The 15,958-nt window shown below is 60.6% G+C and carries 18 protein-coding genes; 6 read left to right on the forward strand and 12 right to left on the reverse strand.

Translation table 11 applies throughout. The annotated features are described in order from the left end of the window. Window positions 1-122: 122 nt before the first annotated feature. From AC19YS_RS02090 to AC19YS_RS02105, 4 genes are all read right to left on the reverse strand, one after another. On the reverse strand, window positions 123-1,145 hold the full coding sequence (locus AC19YS_RS02090) for a transporter (protein WP_106576083.1): 1,023 nt from the start codon (window positions 1,143-1,145) through the stop codon (window positions 123-125). Window positions 1,146-1,245: 100 nt separating this feature from the next. After that, window positions 1,246-2,418 carry a GAF domain-containing sensor histidine kinase gene (locus AC19YS_RS02095; protein ID WP_200622904.1) on the reverse strand — a complete coding sequence of 391 codons (1,173 nt, stop codon included), beginning with the start codon at window positions 2,416-2,418 and terminating at the stop codon, window positions 1,246-1,248. A gap of 185 nt (window positions 2,419-2,603) precedes the next feature. After that, window positions 2,604-2,909, reverse strand: coding sequence for a PepSY domain-containing protein (locus tag AC19YS_RS02100; RefSeq protein ID WP_106576085.1), 306 nt, complete (start codon window positions 2,907-2,909; stop codon window positions 2,604-2,606). 99 nt (window positions 2,910-3,008) lie between these two features. Beyond that, window positions 3,009-4,136 (reverse strand): glycerophosphodiester phosphodiesterase, encoded by a 1,128-nt coding sequence (locus AC19YS_RS02105; RefSeq protein WP_500600764.1) that lies wholly within the window; start codon window positions 4,134-4,136, stop codon window positions 3,009-3,011. 232 nt (window positions 4,137-4,368) lie between these two features. On the opposite strand from AC19YS_RS02105, the gene AC19YS_RS02110 reads away from it, so the two are divergent. Next, window positions 4,369-4,692: a DUF2025 family protein gene (locus AC19YS_RS02110; protein ID WP_500600766.1), complete on the forward strand. Its 324-nt coding sequence runs from the start codon at window positions 4,369-4,371 to the stop codon at window positions 4,690-4,692. 132 nt (window positions 4,693-4,824) lie between these two features. Here AC19YS_RS02110 and AC19YS_RS02115 read toward each other — a convergent pair whose 3' ends face one another. Continuing rightward, a complete protein-coding gene (locus AC19YS_RS02115; RefSeq protein ID WP_500600768.1) occupies window positions 4,825-5,145 on the reverse strand; it encodes an antibiotic biosynthesis monooxygenase family protein in 321 nt (106 codons plus the stop codon). Then, entirely contained in the window at window positions 5,142-5,849 is a 708-nt protein-coding gene (locus tag AC19YS_RS02120) for a CTP synthase C-terminal region-related (seleno)protein (RefSeq protein ID WP_179609635.1), read from the reverse strand. Before AC19YS_RS02120 ends, AC19YS_RS02115 begins: the two co-directional genes overlap by 4 nt. Window positions 5,850-5,929: 80 nt before the next feature. Between AC19YS_RS02120 and AC19YS_RS02125 the strand changes: the two genes are divergently transcribed. Beyond that, window positions 5,930-6,808 (forward strand): LysR family transcriptional regulator, encoded by an 879-nt coding sequence (locus AC19YS_RS02125; RefSeq protein WP_500600770.1) that lies wholly within the window; start codon window positions 5,930-5,932, stop codon window positions 6,806-6,808. 261 nt (window positions 6,809-7,069) lie between these two features. Here the strand turns inward: AC19YS_RS02125 and AC19YS_RS02130 are convergent, their stop codons facing one another. The 4 genes from AC19YS_RS02130 to AC19YS_RS02145 form a co-directional block, all read right to left on the reverse strand. Further along, window positions 7,070-7,588 (reverse strand): DUF1003 domain-containing protein, encoded by a 519-nt coding sequence (locus AC19YS_RS02130; protein WP_119741558.1) that lies wholly within the window; start codon window positions 7,586-7,588, stop codon window positions 7,070-7,072. 76 nt (window positions 7,589-7,664) lie between these two features. Beyond that, window positions 7,665-8,984 (reverse strand): methyl-accepting chemotaxis protein, encoded by a 1,320-nt coding sequence (locus AC19YS_RS02135; protein WP_106576092.1) that lies wholly within the window; start codon window positions 8,982-8,984, stop codon window positions 7,665-7,667. A 264-nt stretch (window positions 8,985-9,248) separates the two neighbouring features. Beyond that, window positions 9,249-10,307 (reverse strand): diguanylate cyclase, encoded by a 1,059-nt coding sequence (locus AC19YS_RS02140; protein ID WP_500600773.1) that lies wholly within the window; start codon window positions 10,305-10,307, stop codon window positions 9,249-9,251. Between the two features lie 193 nt (window positions 10,308-10,500). Further along, the gene (locus AC19YS_RS02145) at window positions 10,501-11,124 is read right to left on the reverse strand and encodes a TetR/AcrR family transcriptional regulator (protein WP_106576094.1); all 624 of its coding nucleotides are present in this window, start codon (window positions 11,122-11,124) and stop codon (window positions 10,501-10,503) included. Between the two features lie 122 nt (window positions 11,125-11,246). On the opposite strand from AC19YS_RS02145, the gene AC19YS_RS02150 reads away from it, so the two are divergent. Next, a complete protein-coding gene (locus tag AC19YS_RS02150) occupies window positions 11,247-12,305 on the forward strand; it encodes an MBL fold metallo-hydrolase (RefSeq protein ID WP_119741564.1) in 1,059 nt (352 codons plus the stop codon). Window positions 12,306-12,412: 107 nt separating this feature from the next. Continuing rightward, window positions 12,413-13,147, forward strand: a complete 735-nt coding sequence (locus tag AC19YS_RS02155; RefSeq protein ID WP_500600776.1) for a hypothetical protein — start codon at window positions 12,413-12,415, stop codon at window positions 13,145-13,147. 24 nt (window positions 13,148-13,171) lie between these two features. On the opposite strand, the gene AC19YS_RS02160 is transcribed toward AC19YS_RS02155, so the two are convergent. Beyond that, window positions 13,172-13,963, reverse strand: coding sequence for an SDR family NAD(P)-dependent oxidoreductase (locus AC19YS_RS02160; protein WP_500600778.1), 792 nt, complete (start codon window positions 13,961-13,963; stop codon window positions 13,172-13,174). A gap of 114 nt (window positions 13,964-14,077) precedes the next feature. Between AC19YS_RS02160 and AC19YS_RS02165 the strand changes: the two genes are divergently transcribed. Both AC19YS_RS02165 and AC19YS_RS02170 read left to right on the forward strand, forming a co-directional pair. Further along, on the forward strand, window positions 14,078-15,010 hold the full coding sequence (locus tag AC19YS_RS02165) for a GlxA family transcriptional regulator (protein ID WP_500600933.1): 933 nt from the start codon (window positions 14,078-14,080) through the stop codon (window positions 15,008-15,010). 38 nt (window positions 15,011-15,048) lie between these two features. Continuing rightward, window positions 15,049-15,606 (forward strand): AAA family ATPase, encoded by a 558-nt coding sequence (locus tag AC19YS_RS02170; protein WP_119741571.1) that lies wholly within the window; start codon window positions 15,049-15,051, stop codon window positions 15,604-15,606. On the opposite strand, the gene AC19YS_RS02175 is transcribed toward AC19YS_RS02170, so the two are convergent. Next, window positions 15,536-15,916, reverse strand: a complete 381-nt coding sequence (locus AC19YS_RS02175; RefSeq protein WP_106576099.1) for a helix-turn-helix domain-containing protein — start codon at window positions 15,914-15,916, stop codon at window positions 15,536-15,538. The genes AC19YS_RS02170 and AC19YS_RS02175 overlap by 71 nt on opposite strands. Window positions 15,917-15,958 lie beyond the last annotated feature (42 nt).

Here is a 15,958-nt window from a genome sequence, read left to right on the forward strand (position 1 = left end):
CAATGGGGGGCCTGGCTTGTGTGGGAGCCGGGCTTGCCTGCGATGCAGGCACCTCGGAATTTCAGAGACACCGGGGTGATGCTATCGCAGGCAAGCCCCCACCGTTTTGTAGCATTCCACCGTCAGTAATCTTTGCGCTTTCTAAAGGCCCAGCGCCCGGCAATCAAGGTGAACGTGGCCACCAACGCCACCAGAATCCAGAAGCCTTCCGGGTCAGTGGAGAGCGGCACGCCGCCCACGTTCATGCCGAAAAAACCGGCAATGATGTTGATCGGCAACGCCAGCACTGTCACCACCGTAAGGGTGAACAGCGTGCGGTTGCTTTGTTCATTGAGGTTGGCGGCGATCTCTTCCTGTAACAATTTGATCCGCTCACCCAGGGCCATCAAGTCGTTGATGATCAGCGCAAACTCCTCGGTGGATTTGCGCAATTCCTTCACGTCCTCCTTTTGCAGCCACTGCGGCGGGCGATTGAGCAGGCGCAGCAACGAGCCCGGTTCCAGCGCCAGCAGGCGTTGCAGGCGCACCAGCACCCGGCGTGCGGCACCCAGTTCGGCGCGGTTGGTAGACAGGCGCGAAGACAGCAATTGGTCTTCGATGTGGTCGACGCTGAGGCTGGTCTTGCGCACGATCTGGGTCAGCACCTCGCCCTGGTCGCGCAACAAATGCACCAGCAGCTCCAGCGGCGAGCGAAAGCGTTCACCGGCTTTTACCGACGAGCGCAATTTGTCCACCGAATGCAACGGTTGCAGGCGCGCACTCACCAGCAAGTGGCTGCGGGCGCACACCCACAGCGTGGAAATATCCGAGGAAACCATGCTGCTGAAGTTGAACACCACGTCGTTGACCACCGCCAGCAAGGCCGAGTCAACGTGTTCGATGCGCGTAGAGCGTGAACCTTCGTGCAAGGCTTCGAAAAACTCTTCCGGCAGCGCCAGATGCGTCTGCATCCAGCGCTCGCACGCGGCGTGCGCCAGGTTCAGGTGCAGCCACAGAAATTCATCCGGGTTGTGCGGCGCCTGCAAGGCTGCGAGCGCCGTGGCCGAATCAATCTGTTCGCCCTTTTCGCCGGGTCGAAAACGAAAACCGTAAAGCAGGCCAAACAGATCGGGATCCTGATGGCCGTGGTCGATGCTGTGGTTCATGGAGGCTCGCAGAGAAAGCGCCTGTAGGACGTTTCACAGGTTCGCGTGGGCGAATCATTGCAAGGCCGGATGACGATTTTGTGACGGTATGAAAACGAGTTCAGCGGGTTTTCAGTGTGAAGGTGAAGCGCGTGCCATTTTCTGCGCAGGACGATACCTGCAGCTGTCCGCCGTGGGCATCGGCAATCTGCTTGACGATATACAAACCCAGGCCGAGGCCTGCTTGTGGCGTGTCCCTGACCGGCCGCGAGTAGGGCTGAAAGAGCCGAGGCAACGCCAGTTCGTCGATCTGGCCGGGGTTCTTCACGGTCAGTGTGAAGTGTTCATGCTCAATCCGCGCCGTGACCTCCACCGGGCCGTCGTGGCTACCGTGATGGATGGCGTTGGCCACCAGGTTGGAGAGCAATTGCGCCAGCCGATCGCGGTCGCCGTAGACGCCACGCAGGTCGCCGATATCGGCCTTGATCAAGCGTTGCGGGTGCACACTTTGCACTTCGAAGACCACGTGTCGAAAAGCGTCCTGCAAATCCAGGCAATCATTGAGGTGCAGCGGAATGCCGCTGCCCATGCGCCCGCGAGCGAAATCCAGTACATCTTCGACCAGTTGCGACGCGCGCCGGCCGCTGGCGAGGATGTGCCGTACGAGCGGGTCGGTCGCCGCGTTGGGGTGTTTGCGCAGTAGCCGCTCGGCACCGAAGTTGATGGCGAACAGCGGGTTGCGCAGGTCATGGCCGAGCACGGCGATGAATTGCTCGCGCAGTTCGGCCGTGCCGCGCTCTTCCTGCAATTGCGCCTGGGTATCCTGCAAATCCTCCTCGGCTTCGATCTGCAAGGACAGCACCCGGGCGAACGACTCCATGGTCGATTGGATCGTGCTGCTGCGCAGCTGCGCCGGGTTGGGGTCCAACGCGCAAATGGTGCCGAAAAAGCGCCCGTCAGTGCGGAACACCGGCACCGAGATGTAGCTTTCAAACTGGTACATGCGCGGGGTGTGGTGGTCGTGGTAGCGCGGGTCTTCGCTGGCCTTGTCGATTACCACGGAGACGTGGGAACCCCGGATTTCGTGACAGATAGTCGTGGAAAGGTCCAGCTCGCCACCCACACCGAGGCCGAACTCCAATTGATCGAGCACAGCGCAGGCGGTCCAGGTGTCCTCGGTCACGCGCGCCACGGCGGCAAAACGCAGGCCGGTCATGTCGCTGATGACTTTGAGCATCGCAGGTACGGCACTGATACGGCCAATAGTGGCGATGTCGGCGGCTTTCTGCCCCATTCAGCGGTCTCTATAGGGAGGAGGGTGGGCGTTGCGCCCACGTTAATGAGTGGGATTCTAGCGACCTTGCGCGTTGTAGGTGTAATTTCATTAACTATGTGGGTACTTTTCCTGCCTCTGGCTTTCCAGCGCGCATAAAAAAACCGCGCCACTTAAAAAGTGGCGCGGTTTTTTTGGCGGTTGACTCAAGTGTCTTGCTTGTTTTCCAGCACCGCGCCGGTCTTGGCGTCGAGCTTGACTTCAAAGCGCTTGCCAGCGGTGTCGGTCACGTCAACTTCGTAAACCAGTACACCGTTTTTGTGGTCCAGCTCGGTGTCGGTGATGCTGGCGCCGGGGTGAGTGGCCACGGCGGCGGCGTTGAGTTTCTCGAACGGCATGACTGCGCCGGATTTGAGCAGGCCTTCAATGTGGTCCGGACGAACGTCCGCCTGGGCCAGGCCGGCAGTCAGGGTCAGGGCGGTAGCGGCAAACAGGGCGGTCAGGGTTTTCATGGTGTGTCCTTCTGGGTGAGCTGTTTAAGTGGCGCCAGATTAACCAGCGCAACTTAATTCATCCTTAATGGCGAACCGACACCTATTGCGGCCTGACGCTTAGTACCCGTTGTCCTTGAGCAGGTCCTGCACACTCGACGACGGCCAGCGCTTGTAGAACTTCAGCAGTTCGGCGGCGCGGTTGGTGAAGATGCCATCGACGCCAGCGGCCATCACTTTCTCGAAGTCCACGGGTTCATCGACGGTATAGACGTGCACCAGCAAGCCTTTGTCGTGGGTCAGTTTGTTCATTTGTGGCTTCACCAGGTCGGTGTAGCTCTGGTCGCCATGGTTGGTCAGTTCGGCCGATGGGCCGGTGCCGATGGCGCCGAGGCTCTTGGCTTCGTCGACCCACTTTTCAAACTCGGCAGCGTCTTTCTGCTCTTGCTTGGCGTAGTAGGCCGCTTTGGTGGTCTCGCCGGATTCGGCGAATGTCTGCGCGGACTTCGGCTCGATGCTGCCTGGGCCGACCCACAGCAGCAGGATTTTCGGGGTGTTGGGCATTTCTTTCTGCAGCTCTTTCAAGCTGTCTTTTTCAAACGTTTGCAGCACCACGCGCCCCTTGCCCTGGCCGACGCCCGTGTTGCTCTTGCCCAGTTTGGAGCCGGCAGAGCTCAACCAGCCCTTGTCCAGCAGCTTGTTTTTCAGGTCGGCTTCGATGCCCGGGAATTGCTTGGGCTCTTTGGTTTCGATGTACAGGCCGGGTTTGTGCTGCGGGTTGCCTTCGGCGATCTTGATGATTTCGTCCAGGCTCTGGATTTTCAGGCCGACGAACGCTGGGCGCGCACGATCCGGGTAGGCGGCGTTGAACCAGCTGCCAGCGTCCAGGGTGCGCAGCTCGGCCCAGGTGAACTCGTTGGCCGGGGCGTCTTTGCGCTCGGGGAACTTGGTGGCCACGTCGGTGGTGCGCTGCAGGTTGTTGTCGTGCAGGGCGAACAGCACGCCGTCTTTACTGCGCTGCAGGTCCATTTCCAGGTAGTCGGCGCCCAGGTCGCGAGCGAGCTTGTAGGAAGCCGCGGTGGATTCGGGAGCGTCGTAGGAAGCGCCACGGTGCGCAATGACGGCCGGGTACGGAATGCCTTCGTTTGTTGCCAATTCAGCCGGGCTGATCGGGTCGGCAGCCTGTGCCTGGCCAAGGCCGAGCATCAGAGCGAGCAGCAAGGCGCTCTTGGTAAACGTGACAGGCATATGCGAAGTCCTTTCATGGAGGTAACTTTGAGAAGGCGTCCTTTTTAACAATTGATTGCGAAAGGCGCTATCACCAAACCGACATTAAGGTGCTCAGGCGCCATTTTTCTGGGTTTTTTTGTGCTGTAGTGCAGTATTCTTGGCCGCAGCTGCCCCGTCAGAGGGCCGTAATTTCTGCCACGCGTGTAAACCATCTTTCCAGTCCCAGTGGGACTTTTCAGTGAGGTTTACCATGCGCATCACTTCAGAACTCATCTGCAAGGCCGCCGACCAACTCCACGGTTTTGTCGGCCTGAACCGCAAAACCGGCCAGTACATTGTGCGTTTCAGCGAAGATGCCTTCGGCATGGACGTGGCCGATGACGGCATCATTCCCACCGCTGAATTTGTCTGGCTGCCGGCCGCCGACCACGCCATGACCCTGTCGCGCGAACGCCTGCAGTTGCTGCTGGACCAGAATATCGACGACCGCATCAACATCACCGAGCCATTGCGCGTGTACATGCGCCGGGTCGAAATCCCGCAGATCAGTGCGTTGCGCAGTTTGGTCAGCTAAGCACCTGTTGTTTTGCAGGCAATCAAGATCAGAGGTGGGAGCTGGCTTGCCTGCGATGCAGACGACGCGGTCTTTGGGTGGAACCGAGTTGATGCCATCGCAGGCAAGCCAGCTCCCACCGGGGCACGCATGTCACTTCTGGAAGGTGTAGGCCCGCTCCACCTTGCACACCCGTGTGTGAAACGCCGAGTACCAGGTGGCGCGGCCTTGCTCGCGTACTTCGCGGTGCTCGGCCTGCTGTTTCCAGGCCAGGATCGCCGCCTCGCTTTCCCAGTAGGACACTGTGATCCCCAAGCCGTCCTCGCGCGCCGATTCCATCCCGAGAAACCCCGGTTGTTCACGCGCCAGTTCCAGCATGCGGGCGGCGGCCTGGCCGTAGCCTTGATCGCCCTCGGTGCGCACTGAGCTGAAAATCACTGCGTAGTAGGGCGTGGCGGGAGTGTTGGCGATCATCGTGACAACTCCAGACAGGCCTTGAGCAGAGCGATCGCCAAGGGTGGCGTGACGTGTTTGAGCGCGGCACGTTCCGGTTGGAACAGCGTGGCGACAAAAAACGGATGGTCGAGCAATTCGATGGCGCGCAGATCGCCGGCCGAGTCGTGGCCGCTGGGGATCAGGTCGCTTTCCAACAGCGCGTTGGCGAACTCGGGGTTGATGCCGTAGCGGCAGCGATAACCCTCGTGGATATCCAGCGTGCCATAGGCCTCGGCGATGCGGGTGTAGGGCGCCAGACGCACGGTGTCCGTGGCCTCTACCAGCGCGCAACTGAGCGGTGTGATCACCGCACGTTTGGCGTGCGGGGCCAGTTCGCCGTGTTCGGCATCCGCCCAACCCAGCACGTTGCGGGCATATTCCAGCACCGCATGCTGAAAACCGCCGCACGTGCCGAGGAAAGGGCGCTTATGTTCGCGGGCAAACCGGATCGCCCGCAATGCGCCGTCGGTGTCGCGGTAGGGGCTGGCGGGCACACACCAGAAACCGTCGAACGTATGCAATTGAGGGGTGGGCGTGATCGAGTCCGTGTCGAGCCATTGCACGTGAACGTTCAGGTTCAAGGCGTCGGCCGCCTGTTGCAGCGCCACGGGGATGGCCTGGTGCGCGGTGACGTCGGGGTTGTAGTCGCCGATCAGGGCAAGGTGCAAGGTGCTGGCTTTCATCGGGTACGTCCCATGGCTTGTTGTGTTCTGGTGCCCACTATAGATTGGCGCTCACGCAATCAAAATTGGCGTTCGCCCACATGCTCAATGCAGCCACGCACTATCAAATCGACTATCCCGACCTCTCGCTGATCCTCGCCCTGGTACGCGGTGGCACCCTGGCGCGGGCGGCGGCGCTGTTGCGGGTGGATGTGTCCACGGTGTTTCGCGCGGTGCGCCGGCTGGAGGCCGCCTTGGGCCAGAGCCTGTTTGAAAAAAGCCGCGCCGGTTACCTGCCCACCAGCCTGGCCAGCAACCTGGCGCAGCAGGCCGAGCACGCCGAACAAGCGTTGGAGGCGGCGCGCATTGGCGTGGAGCAGGGCGGCGAAGTGATCAGCGGCACTGTGCGCCTGACCTGTACCGACTCGGTGCTGCAAGGTTTGCTGCTGCCGGCGCTGGCGCGGTTCATGCCCGACTACCCGGCGTTGACCCTGGAGTTGAGCACATCGAATGATTTCGCCAACCTCAGCCGCCGCGATGCCGACATTGCCCTGCGCCTGACCAAGACGCCGCCGGAGCACCTTGTCGGTCGTTGCCTGGGCACGGTTGCTTATCAAGTGTGTGCCAGTGCCGATTTTGCGCGCCAGCACGCAGGCCGCGAGTTGGCCGACCTGCCGTGGATCGCCCCGGACGACTTCCTGCCCGATCACCCCACCGTCGCCTGGCGCCGCGAGCATTTGCCGGGTGTGCGGCCCAGCTATCGCTGCAACAGCATGTTGTCGGTCACCGAGTTGGTACGTGCAGGCCTGGGCGTGGCGGCGCTGCCGGATTTTCTCTTGGGCGATGGTGTGCAACCACTGGGGCCGGCGTTGGCCGCACGGAACACCGCACTGTGGCTGCTGACGCGTCCGGATTGCCGGGCGTTGCGTTCGGTGGTCACGTTGTTTGATGAGCTGGGGCGGCATGTGCGGTTGCCGTGAACGGCATCTTTTGTGACTGGCGAGCTGCTGTGGCGGGCTTGTTGCGGCGCACGGGCTTGTTGTGGCGAGCGGGCTTGCCCCGCGTTGGGGCGCGAAGCGGCCCCCAGATAGGCCAACGCGATGCTTCATGTAAACCGCGGTGTCAGGTTTTGGGGCTGCTTTGCAGCCCAACGCGGGGCAAGCCCGCTCGCCACAGCAGCTCGCTCGCTACGACAAGCCCGCTAGCCATAACAAGCTTTCCTTAAGGCAACTGCTTCGCCCTCAGGGTTTACGCATGAACTGCTCATGCATCTCGCAGGTCAGGGTCTCGATACGCTCGGTCAATTGCTTGGTCATTTCTGTCAGGCGGGTGTTCTGCTCCAGCAGTTCCAGCAACTGCTTGGTGGTTTGTTCGGCTTGGGCCTGGCGCTCGGTGTTGGCAATGGCCAGCGCTTCGCGGTGCTGGGCATCGGCGTCGGACTGGGCTTTGTCGCGGGCGGCCTGGCGTGTCTGGGCCAGCAGGATCAGCGGCGCGGCATAGGCCGATTGCAGGCTGAAGGCCAGGTTGAGCAGGATGAACGGGTACACGTCGAAGTGGGTGATGCCGGTCATGTTGAGCACCACCCACAAGATCACGATCGCGGTTTGCGCGCCGAGAAAGGTGGGCGTACCAAAGAAGCGCGCGAACGCTTCGGCCTTGAGCGCAAAGGTGTCGTTGCCGAAGGTCGGCGCCAGGTGGGCGTGGCCTCGGTGGAAACGCAGGTGATCGACGGGGGCTGCTTCTGGCTTGTCTGGGGTCATGGCGGGCTCGAATCCTTGGCGTAAAAACTAGCCAGCACTATAGACCGAGCCCCCGGGCAGACACATGAAGATCAGGTCAGTTGTTGCCCCGCTCATTGGCAAACGCGCTCACCGCCTGCACAGCCTCGCCCGTGCCTTCGCGAATCTGCAGGATCACCGTGCCGGCCTGGTTGGCCAACTCCACACCTTGAGCGGCGCGGTCGCGAGTCCCTTCCATGCTGTCGATGGCTTGGCGGGTTTCCTCCTGGATCATCGCGATCATGCTGGAGATTTCCGCCGTCGAGCCGCTGGTGCGTGCCGCCAGTTGCCGCACTTCGTCGGCCACCACGGCAAAGCCACGGCCTTGTTCGCCAGCGCGCGCCGCTTCGATGGCGGCGTTGAGGGCCAGCAGGTTGGTCTGGTCGGCGATGCCGCGGATGGTGTTGACGATGGCCGTGATCTGCTGCGAACGCTCGCCCAGCTTGGCGATCAGTTGCGAGGAGCCATCGATGTCGGCAGCAATCTCGCGCATGCCGCTGGCGGTTTGCTGGATCACATCAGCGCCCTTTTCGGCGATATCCCGAGTGTTCAGCGAGATGTGATAAGCCTGGGCAGCGCTGGCGGCGTCGGCGGCATGCTGTTGCACTCTGGCGGTGATGTCGGAGGCAAACTTCACCACTTTGCACAGGCGCCCGCTGGCGTCGTACACCGGGTTGTAGTTGGCCTCCAGCCACACCGTCTGGCCGTTTTTGTCGATGCGTTCAAACTGGCCGTTGAACAGTTCGCCCTGGTTCAGGCGCTTCCAGAACTCACTGTAGGTCGAGCTGTTGGCCAGGTCCGGCTTGCAGAACAGGCGGTGATGCTTGCCCTGAATCTGCGCCAGGCTGTAGCCCATGCGCTGCAGGAAATTTGCATTGGCGGTAATGATGGTGCCGTCGAGGTTGAATTCGATCACCGCCATGGCCCGGTCGATGGCACCCAACTTGGCGTTGGCTTCGCTTTCGGCCTGCAGGCGCGGGGTGACGTCCATGGCGTATTTCACCACTTTGATGACCTGGCCGGTGTGATCGCGCACCGGGTTGTAGCTGGCTTCCAGCCATACCGATTGGCCGTCGCCGCCGACGCGTTCAAAGGTGCCCGACTGAAATTGGCCATTACGCAGCTGCGTCCACAACTGGTTGTACTCGGCACTGCGCGTGAACGCGGGGGTGCAGAACATCCGGTGGGGCTGGCCCTCGATCTGTTCGGCGCGGTAGCTCATGGTCTTGAGGAAATTCTCATTGGCCCGCAGGACGGTGCCTTGCAGATCGAATTCGATCACCGCCATGGAGCGCTCGATGGCATCCAGCAAGCTGGCTTGTTGGGCGTTGGTGTGTTGCAGGGTGTTGATAGTTTTTTTGTGGGCGTTGAATAGCATGTTCGAGAGCTCGGGGAAGCACGCGTCAGAGGTATCCATGAATATGCGCCTGCCCCCGTAGGGCACCAGGCCTTACGGTTGACTTGCTCATTGTCAGCTTCCTTGTGCTGACAGAGGGGGGTTGAACAACGGGTTCAGAGTGATCGGCCAGCCAAGAAGTTCGCCTTCAGGGCGGTGGCATCAATGAGTAGGCGACCAATGGTGGCATTATGCTTCTGCAGCAGTGCGGCGGAAGAGAAATCAGACGAGGTGTTGTAGGACGACTTAGGCGGAGTGGGCGACGACACGGTGGCTGACATTCACCCGGTTGCGGCCGGTGTCCTTGGCGGCATAGAGCGCGCGATCCGCGGCGTTGAGCCACATTGCCGCGTCGCTGAAGACGGGTTGGAAGTCTGCCAGACCAATGCTCAGGCTCACGCGCAACGCTGGGATCTGCGAATTGCGATAGTTACTAAAGGTTTCTCGCATGTGTTCCATGACCAGCGCGGCTTCTTCCAGTGGCATTTGCGGAAGAATCACGCAGAACTCATCGCCACCGTAACGGCCGGCCAAGTCATTTTCCCTCAGGTGTTGACGCAACTCCTGACTCAGCTGGCGCAACACCTGATCACCGACGATATGGCCGTAGGTGTCGTTGATCTGTTTGAAATGGTCGATATCGATCAAGGCAATGGTGGCGTGGCCCTGTTGCTGCTGGCATTTGTGAAACTTGAGATTGAGCAGGTCTTTCCACGAGCCATGATTGAGCAGGCCGGTAAGGCTGTCGACGCGGCTGAGGGCGCTGAGGGCGCGTTTGTGTTCCGAGAGTTTGATTGCCAATTGATAGCAGACCATGCCGATCGCCATCGGGTACAGCGTCAGCATCGGCAGGCAGGTATACACCTGGGCAAGGCTGACGTTGGGATTGAACTTGATCCCCAGCAGCGCCCACGCCACCCCGATACCGCCCGCCTGTGCCACCAGCCCGCGCAGAAACAGGCGCTTGCCCCCGGCCGCGACGTTGTTCATGGTCATCATCGACAGGATGGTCACGGTCGTCAGCGGTGTGAATTGCGTGGCCGCCGCCCAGAAACCGCCGAGCAACGAGTCATAGAGCAAGTTGCGTTGTTCGGCCTGGTAGGGAAATTGCGAGCGCGTGGAGAGCTGGTACGCCACATGGGCCCAGGCATAACCGTTGAATATCAGCAGCGCCCATACCCAGCCCGGCATGGCCAACGGGTAAAGGGCGCCGATGACGCTGATACAGCCGATACCCAGGCCGATAATCCTTGGCTTGTAGATACGTCTGGCAAATGACAGCCCTTTGCCTCGTCTGTTTTCCATAGTGTTCCGGGTCAGCTCTTTTTTGCAGATACGACAGCGTGCGTCAGCGGCTTGGACCGTTGATCGGATATTAGGTGGGAATATTGTCAGTTATTCACGTGGGAATAATCAGTGTCCTTCCAAGCCATTTGCGCAGCACACCGGGTGAATGCGCTAAAAACGACCTGGAATGTCGCTCATGCAACAGGCTGTATTACGAACGGGCAGGGCTGACTTCGTAGCCGGCCAGGAACAGGTCGATGGCCGATTCGATCACGCTGGCCTGTGTGGCAGCGTCGAGGGTAGGTTGGCCCAGCGTAATTTGCGGCCAAAAGGCGAACGCCTTGAGCAGGCTCTGAATCTGATGGGCCGCAAAGGCCGGGTCGGTGCAAGCCAGGCGGCCATCTTCCTGGGCCGCGCGTACCCACTGGGTGAAGCCTTCCTCGCGTTTGCTCAAGCGGTTGACCATGTCTTGCGCGCGTTCGGGCGAATGAATGGTGGCGGCGATCGCGACACGGGCCAGGTCGAGGAAGTTGGCGTCCGACATCATCTGCATCTTCGCCTGCAGCAAACCGCGCAATTGCTCGCGCAGGGGGCGGTCACTGGCGTAGCTGGCGTCCAGTTGGGCAACGCTGCTGGCCCACAACTGGTGCAGGATTTCTGCAAACAACTCTTCCTTGCTGGGAAAGTGGTTGTACACCGTGCGCTTGGAGACTCCGGCGGTGGCCGCAATTTTGTCCATGCTGGTGACCTCGAACCCGTTAGCCCGAAACTCGGTGATGGCCGCTGCCACGATGGCTTCGCGTTTGCGGTCGGTGAGGCGTTGGGGAGCAGTCATGGAGGGCGTTCGGCTCTTGGATGAAATTACACTCGGTAGTTTACTTGCTCCGAGTTTTGTTGCAATCTAGAAACTACACTGTGCAGTGTAATTTGTGAGCGGACCTCAGGAGTCACTCTGTAATGGCCACGATTTCAAGCCGTCTCGACCCTTCGCCTGAAGCACTCAAGCCTGCCGAGCAGGAGCAAGGGCATTTCACCAACGATGCCCCAGTGCAACATGGCGGCTTTGGCAAGACGTTGCGGATTTTCTGGAACATGCTTTTCAACAAGCCGCGCAGCACGCGCCCTGTGGGCAAGATCCCGGTGCAACCGCTGACACGCGAGCAACTGCTGGCCGCTCCCGATCACAGCGTGTTCCGTCTGGGGCATTCCACCGTGTTGCTGAAAATGCGTGGTAAGTTCTGGCTAACCGACCCGGTGTTTGCCGAGCGCGCTTCACCGTTCAGTTGGGCCGGGCCCAAGCGCTTCCATCAGCCACCCATCAGCCTTGAAGACTTGCCGCCGCTGGAAGCGGTGATTCTTTCGCACAACCACTATGACCACCTGGACCATAAGGCCGTGGTCCAGCTGGCCGACAAAACCCGCTACTTTCTCGCCCCGCTGGGTGTGGGCGACACCCTGGTGAAATGGGGTGTGGACGCCAGCAAAGTCAGGCAACTGGATTGGTGGCAAGGCACCGAGGTCGATGGCATTCGCTTTATCGCCACGCCGGCCCAGCACTTTTCGGGGCGCGGTCTGTTTGACGGCAACCAGACCCTGTGGTGTTCCTGGGTGATGATCGACGGTGCGCGGCGGGTCTTTTTCAGTGGCGACACGGGTTATTTCGACGGTTTCAAACGCATCGGCGAACAATACGGCCCGTTTGATCTCACGCTGATGGAAACAGGTGCTTACAACGTCGACTGGCCCCATGTGCACATGCAGCCGGAGCAAACCTTGCAGGCGCATATCGACCTTAAAGGCCGTTGGCTGCTGCCGATTCACAACGGCACGTTCGACCTGGCGTTCCATGCCTGGCACGAGCCGTTTGACCGCATCATGGCCCTGGCCTGGGAGCGCAACGTTTCGATTACCACGCCGGCGATGGGGCAAGCGTTCAATCTGAACCAGCCTGAGCGTGGGCATGCGTGGTGGTTGGACGTGGAAACTCAAGGTGCGAAAGAGCACGCGGCGGGCTGACGTTTGGGGCCGTAGGAAAATGAGTTTTCAGGGTATTTCAGCCCTGCGACAACCATCAGGTCCGAGTGCGATGATCCCGCACGGTCATTGTCGGGGTGCGGGTTCTGATGGAAAAAAACTGTAGGGAGCATTGGCGATTGGGCTTGCCTTGTCGACTTGGGCCTTCCTTGCCGGAAGCGGGTGAAGCGGGCGGCTCGAACGCTGCGCCGGCCCAGGCCCAACCCGATAAAGCCAACCCGGGCGGTATCGTCTTTGGCGCTGATTATCCAAAGGGTGTCGCACTCATTCCCGGCTACAACGCCGTGGCTGCGCCGATAAAACCCGTGCGGGATCCTGCGCTGTCACTCGTCGCTTTGAGTGGTATCGAGCCCACTGGGCCTGTGATGGTTGAAGTGCCTCTGGTACGCAATAACAGCACTTTTACCGCTTCCAAGGTGCTCGCAGGGTGGCGCATCGGGTTCGCTGACCGGTATGTGCACGGGGCTCATTACGAACCCGTTGAACACAGTGCAGCCTTGCGCCGAGCGTTCGACATCCTGCAACTGGCCGGTGCGCAATTGGTACCGGTAGATGCACGACGTGAAGACCACAGCCTTCAATTCTCTTTGCAAACGCGTGAAATCGACGATCTGGTGACCAGGCATCGGCTTGATGCCTTGGTGTCTGATGATCAATCTGCGGCGTTTCATGGTGCGTGCATAAGTGGGTATCCCGCCGTTTGCGAGCCGTTGGCAGAGGGCGCGAAGCTCTGGTTTTATGGCGCTCGGTGGTCTCGCGATGCTTTGCACGCGTTGCTCTACGCCTATCGGCAAAACAGCGCCGGCGGCCCAGGCGGCCACTGACCTGGGCTTCAGTCTATTAGCTGACTACACGCCGTAACGTGGGGCCGGGCTGCTGCGTGACAGGTTTGGCCCCAAGGCCAGGCGCGCGGTTTCGTAAGCGTCCCAATCCAGGCTGTCGGGCAGTGACGGGATGGTGACTTTTTCACCTTGTGCGAGCCCTGCCAGCGCGGCATCTACCAGGTTTTGCGTGGTCATGACCATTGTCTCGGGCAGGTTGCTCACCGGCAGGCCGGCAACATCCCAGAACTCGGTGGCGATGGCACCGGGCAACACCACTTGAACCCGTACTCCCTTGTCGCTCAGCTCATGCTCGAGTGATTCAGTAAACGCCTGCACAAACGCCTTGGTGCCTCCGTAAACGCCATTCAGCAGCTTGGGTGCGACCGCCACGATCGAACCGATGTTGATCAGGGTACCGCGACCCTGGGCGACAAAGTTGGTTGCTGCGGCTTTGGCCAGGCGGGTCAGGGCAAGCACATTGAGCAGGATCATCGCCTCCATCTTGTCCGCATCGCTGTCCAGCAAGGACGCGGTGGCACCGATGCCGGCGTTGTTCACCAACAGGCTGATGCGGCTGTCGTGGTGCAGGATCTGTTCGACACGGGCCAGATCGGCCGGCAGGTTCAGGTCGGCCACCACCACGTGGATATCCCGTTGGGTGTTGGCGTTGAGCTGAGTCGCCAGTCGCTCCAGCCGGTGCTGGTTACGTGCCACCAATATCAGGTCGTAACCCTGGCGAGCCAGGCGATCGGCGTAGGTGGCGCCAATACCTGAAGAAGCGCCGGTGATCAGCGCATAACCTTTGGATTGAATCATTGCAGTTGCTCCAGGAGGGCCGAGGAAGGAGGGCCTTGTTGCAACCAAGATTATGGGTGTAATGTCGTGGCTGCAATGTCGTATATCCCTCCTTTAGAGACATGAGGTTTGACCATGGTGTCTGTCGGTATTTTGCTGTTTCCGGGTTTCCAGATGCTCAGCCTGAGCACCAGTACGGTGTTTGAATTCGCCAACCTGGAGGTGCAACGGCCGTTCTATCGGGTAGACCTGGTATCCGAGGAAGGCGGGCCGATCAAAAGCTCCATGGGTTTTGCCATTGATACCGTGCCTTTTGGTCCATACGACACGGTGTTGGTGGTGGGCGATAACGAAGTGCTCGACGCCACGCCTGGCCTGCTCAGCTACTTGCAGCAGTCAGTGGTGACGTCGCGTCGTGTGACGTCTGCCTGTACCGGCTCTTTCCACCTGGCGGCCGCCGGACTGCTGGAAGACCGCAAGGCAACCACTCACTGGTACCACGCCCGTGCCTTTCGTCAGGCTTATCCCACTGTGAGGCTTGAAGAAGACCGCATCTTCACTGTCGACGGCCCACTCTGGACTTCTGCCGGCATGACCGCCTGCCTTGACCTGGCCCTGGCCCTTGTCGAAAACGACCTGGGTATAGAGGTGGCCCGCGAGGTCGCGCGCAAGTTGGTGATCTACCATCGCCGTGCGGGCGGCCAGTCGCAATTTTCCGCGCTGCTGGACATCGACCCCAAGTCCGACCGCGTGCAAACCGCCCTGGTCTACGCCCGCCAGCATTTACAGGAAGAGCTCTCGGTTGAACGGCTGGCCGACGTCGCGCACCTTAGTCCGCGCCAGTTCAGCCGTCTGTTTCGCAGCGAAACCGGCCACACCCCGGCCAAGGCGATCGAACGCCTGCGCATTGAAGCGGCGCGCCTGATGCTTGAATCCGGCGACCACCCTATCGACATCATTGCCCGCGACACCGGCTTCGGTGACCCGGAGCGCATGCGTCGTGCCTTCCTGCGTGCCTTCGGCCAGCCGCCACAAATGATGCGCCGTGCGCTGCAATTGCAGGCTTGATGCCCCTGCGGCTTACACTCAAGTTAAGGGGGCAAGTTATGCGCCATAAAATTCACATCCTCGGCGCTGCGGGCGCAGGCACCACGACACTGGGCAAAGCCTTGGCCGAACGCTTGAACGTGGTTTATTTCGACTCCGACGACTTCTTCTGGCAGCAAACTCCGGAACCGTTCACCGTCGCTCGGCTACGGGATGAACGCACGCGTCTGTTACAAGAGCAAAGTGCCGGCCTCGAAGGCTGGGTGCTGTCCGGCTCGGTGTGCGGATGGGGCGACGCCATGATCCCGCAGTTCACCCAAGTGGTGTTTCTGCGCGTAGACCCGCCAGTTCGCCTGCACCGCCTGCAGCTGCGCGAAGAGCAGCGCTATGGTGACCGGATTCTGGAGGGCGGCAGCCGCCATGAAAACAGCGTCGCGTTTCTCGCCTGGGCTGCTCGTTACGATGATGGTAACCACAGCCTACGCAGCCTGCGTCGGCATGAAAGCTGGCTGAAACCACTGAGCTGCCCGGTGATCCGGCTGGACGCTACGCACCATTCGGTTGAGGCGTTGGTGAATCAATTGATGCCGCTGTTGAGCCCATCAGCCGCGAAATGATGCCTTGTGCAGCGGGCTCGGCCGGGGCCTTGTCGAACTTGCGCGCACTCATGCCCCAACCCGGCGCAAACCCCGGGAAAAACACCAGCCCCTCAGCTTCCAGCCGAAAGGCCAATACCAGGCGGGTTTCATCATCTACATCGCCCTGGCTTTCAAAGCGTTGCACCGTTTCGACCGCCAGCCCGGCTTGGCGGGCGAGTTCTTCCCGGCTCCAGCCAAGCATCGCGCGGGCCTGCACACTGTGCTTGGCGGTGAATTGGTGCAGGACGATCTGCTGTTCTACAAAAGAGCTCATTGCCAGAGAGGACATGGGGGTTTCTCCAGGTTCGACGGGGGAAGGCAAACTATACTG

Source organism: Pseudomonas sp. MF08831 (assembly GCF_059862645.1).

Bases quoted from the DNA above. Each gene is read 5' to 3' on its own strand.
- AC19YS_RS02150 (WP_119741564.1), top strand. From the start codon at position 11,247: ATGGCCACGATTTCAAGCCGTCTCGACCCTTCGCCTGAAGCACTCAAG.
- AC19YS_RS02170 (WP_119741571.1), top strand. From the start codon at position 15,049: ATGCGCCATAAAATTCACATCCTCGGCGCTGCGGGCGCAGGCACCACG.
- AC19YS_RS02145 (WP_106576094.1), bottom strand. From the start codon at position 11,124: ATGACTGCTCCCCAACGCCTCACCGACCGCAAACGCGAAGCCATCGTG.
- AC19YS_RS02140 (WP_500600773.1), bottom strand. From the start codon at position 10,307: ATGGAAAACAGACGAGGCAAAGGGCTGTCATTTGCCAGACGTATCTAC.
- AC19YS_RS02105 (WP_500600764.1), bottom strand. From the start codon at position 4,136: ATGCCTGTCACGTTTACCAAGAGCGCCTTGCTGCTCGCTCTGATGCTC.
- AC19YS_RS02125 (WP_500600770.1), top strand. From the start codon at position 5,930: ATGCTCAATGCAGCCACGCACTATCAAATCGACTATCCCGACCTCTCG.
- AC19YS_RS02155 (WP_500600776.1), top strand. From the start codon at position 12,413: ATGGAAAAAAACTGTAGGGAGCATTGGCGATTGGGCTTGCCTTGTCGA.
- AC19YS_RS02175 (WP_106576099.1), bottom strand. From the start codon at position 15,916: ATGTCCTCTCTGGCAATGAGCTCTTTTGTAGAACAGCAGATCGTCCTG.
- AC19YS_RS02165 (WP_500600933.1), top strand. From the start codon at position 14,078: ATGGTGTCTGTCGGTATTTTGCTGTTTCCGGGTTTCCAGATGCTCAGC.
- AC19YS_RS02135 (WP_106576092.1), bottom strand. From the start codon at position 8,984: ATGCTATTCAACGCCCACAAAAAAACTATCAACACCCTGCAACACACC.
- AC19YS_RS02095 (WP_200622904.1), bottom strand. From the start codon at position 2,418: ATGGGGCAGAAAGCCGCCGACATCGCCACTATTGGCCGTATCAGTGCC.
- AC19YS_RS02100 (WP_106576085.1), bottom strand. From the start codon at position 2,909: ATGAAAACCCTGACCGCCCTGTTTGCCGCTACCGCCCTGACCCTGACT.
- AC19YS_RS02120 (WP_179609635.1), bottom strand. From the start codon at position 5,849: ATGAAAGCCAGCACCTTGCACCTTGCCCTGATCGGCGACTACAACCCC.
- AC19YS_RS02160 (WP_500600778.1), bottom strand. From the start codon at position 13,963: ATGATTCAATCCAAAGGTTATGCGCTGATCACCGGCGCTTCTTCAGGT.
- AC19YS_RS02130 (WP_119741558.1), bottom strand. From the start codon at position 7,588: ATGACCCCAGACAAGCCAGAAGCAGCCCCCGTCGATCACCTGCGTTTC.
- AC19YS_RS02115 (WP_500600768.1), bottom strand. From the start codon at position 5,145: ATGATCGCCAACACTCCCGCCACGCCCTACTACGCAGTGATTTTCAGC.
- AC19YS_RS02090 (WP_106576083.1), bottom strand. From the start codon at position 1,145: ATGAACCACAGCATCGACCACGGCCATCAGGATCCCGATCTGTTTGGC.
- AC19YS_RS02110 (WP_500600766.1), top strand. From the start codon at position 4,369: ATGCGCATCACTTCAGAACTCATCTGCAAGGCCGCCGACCAACTCCAC.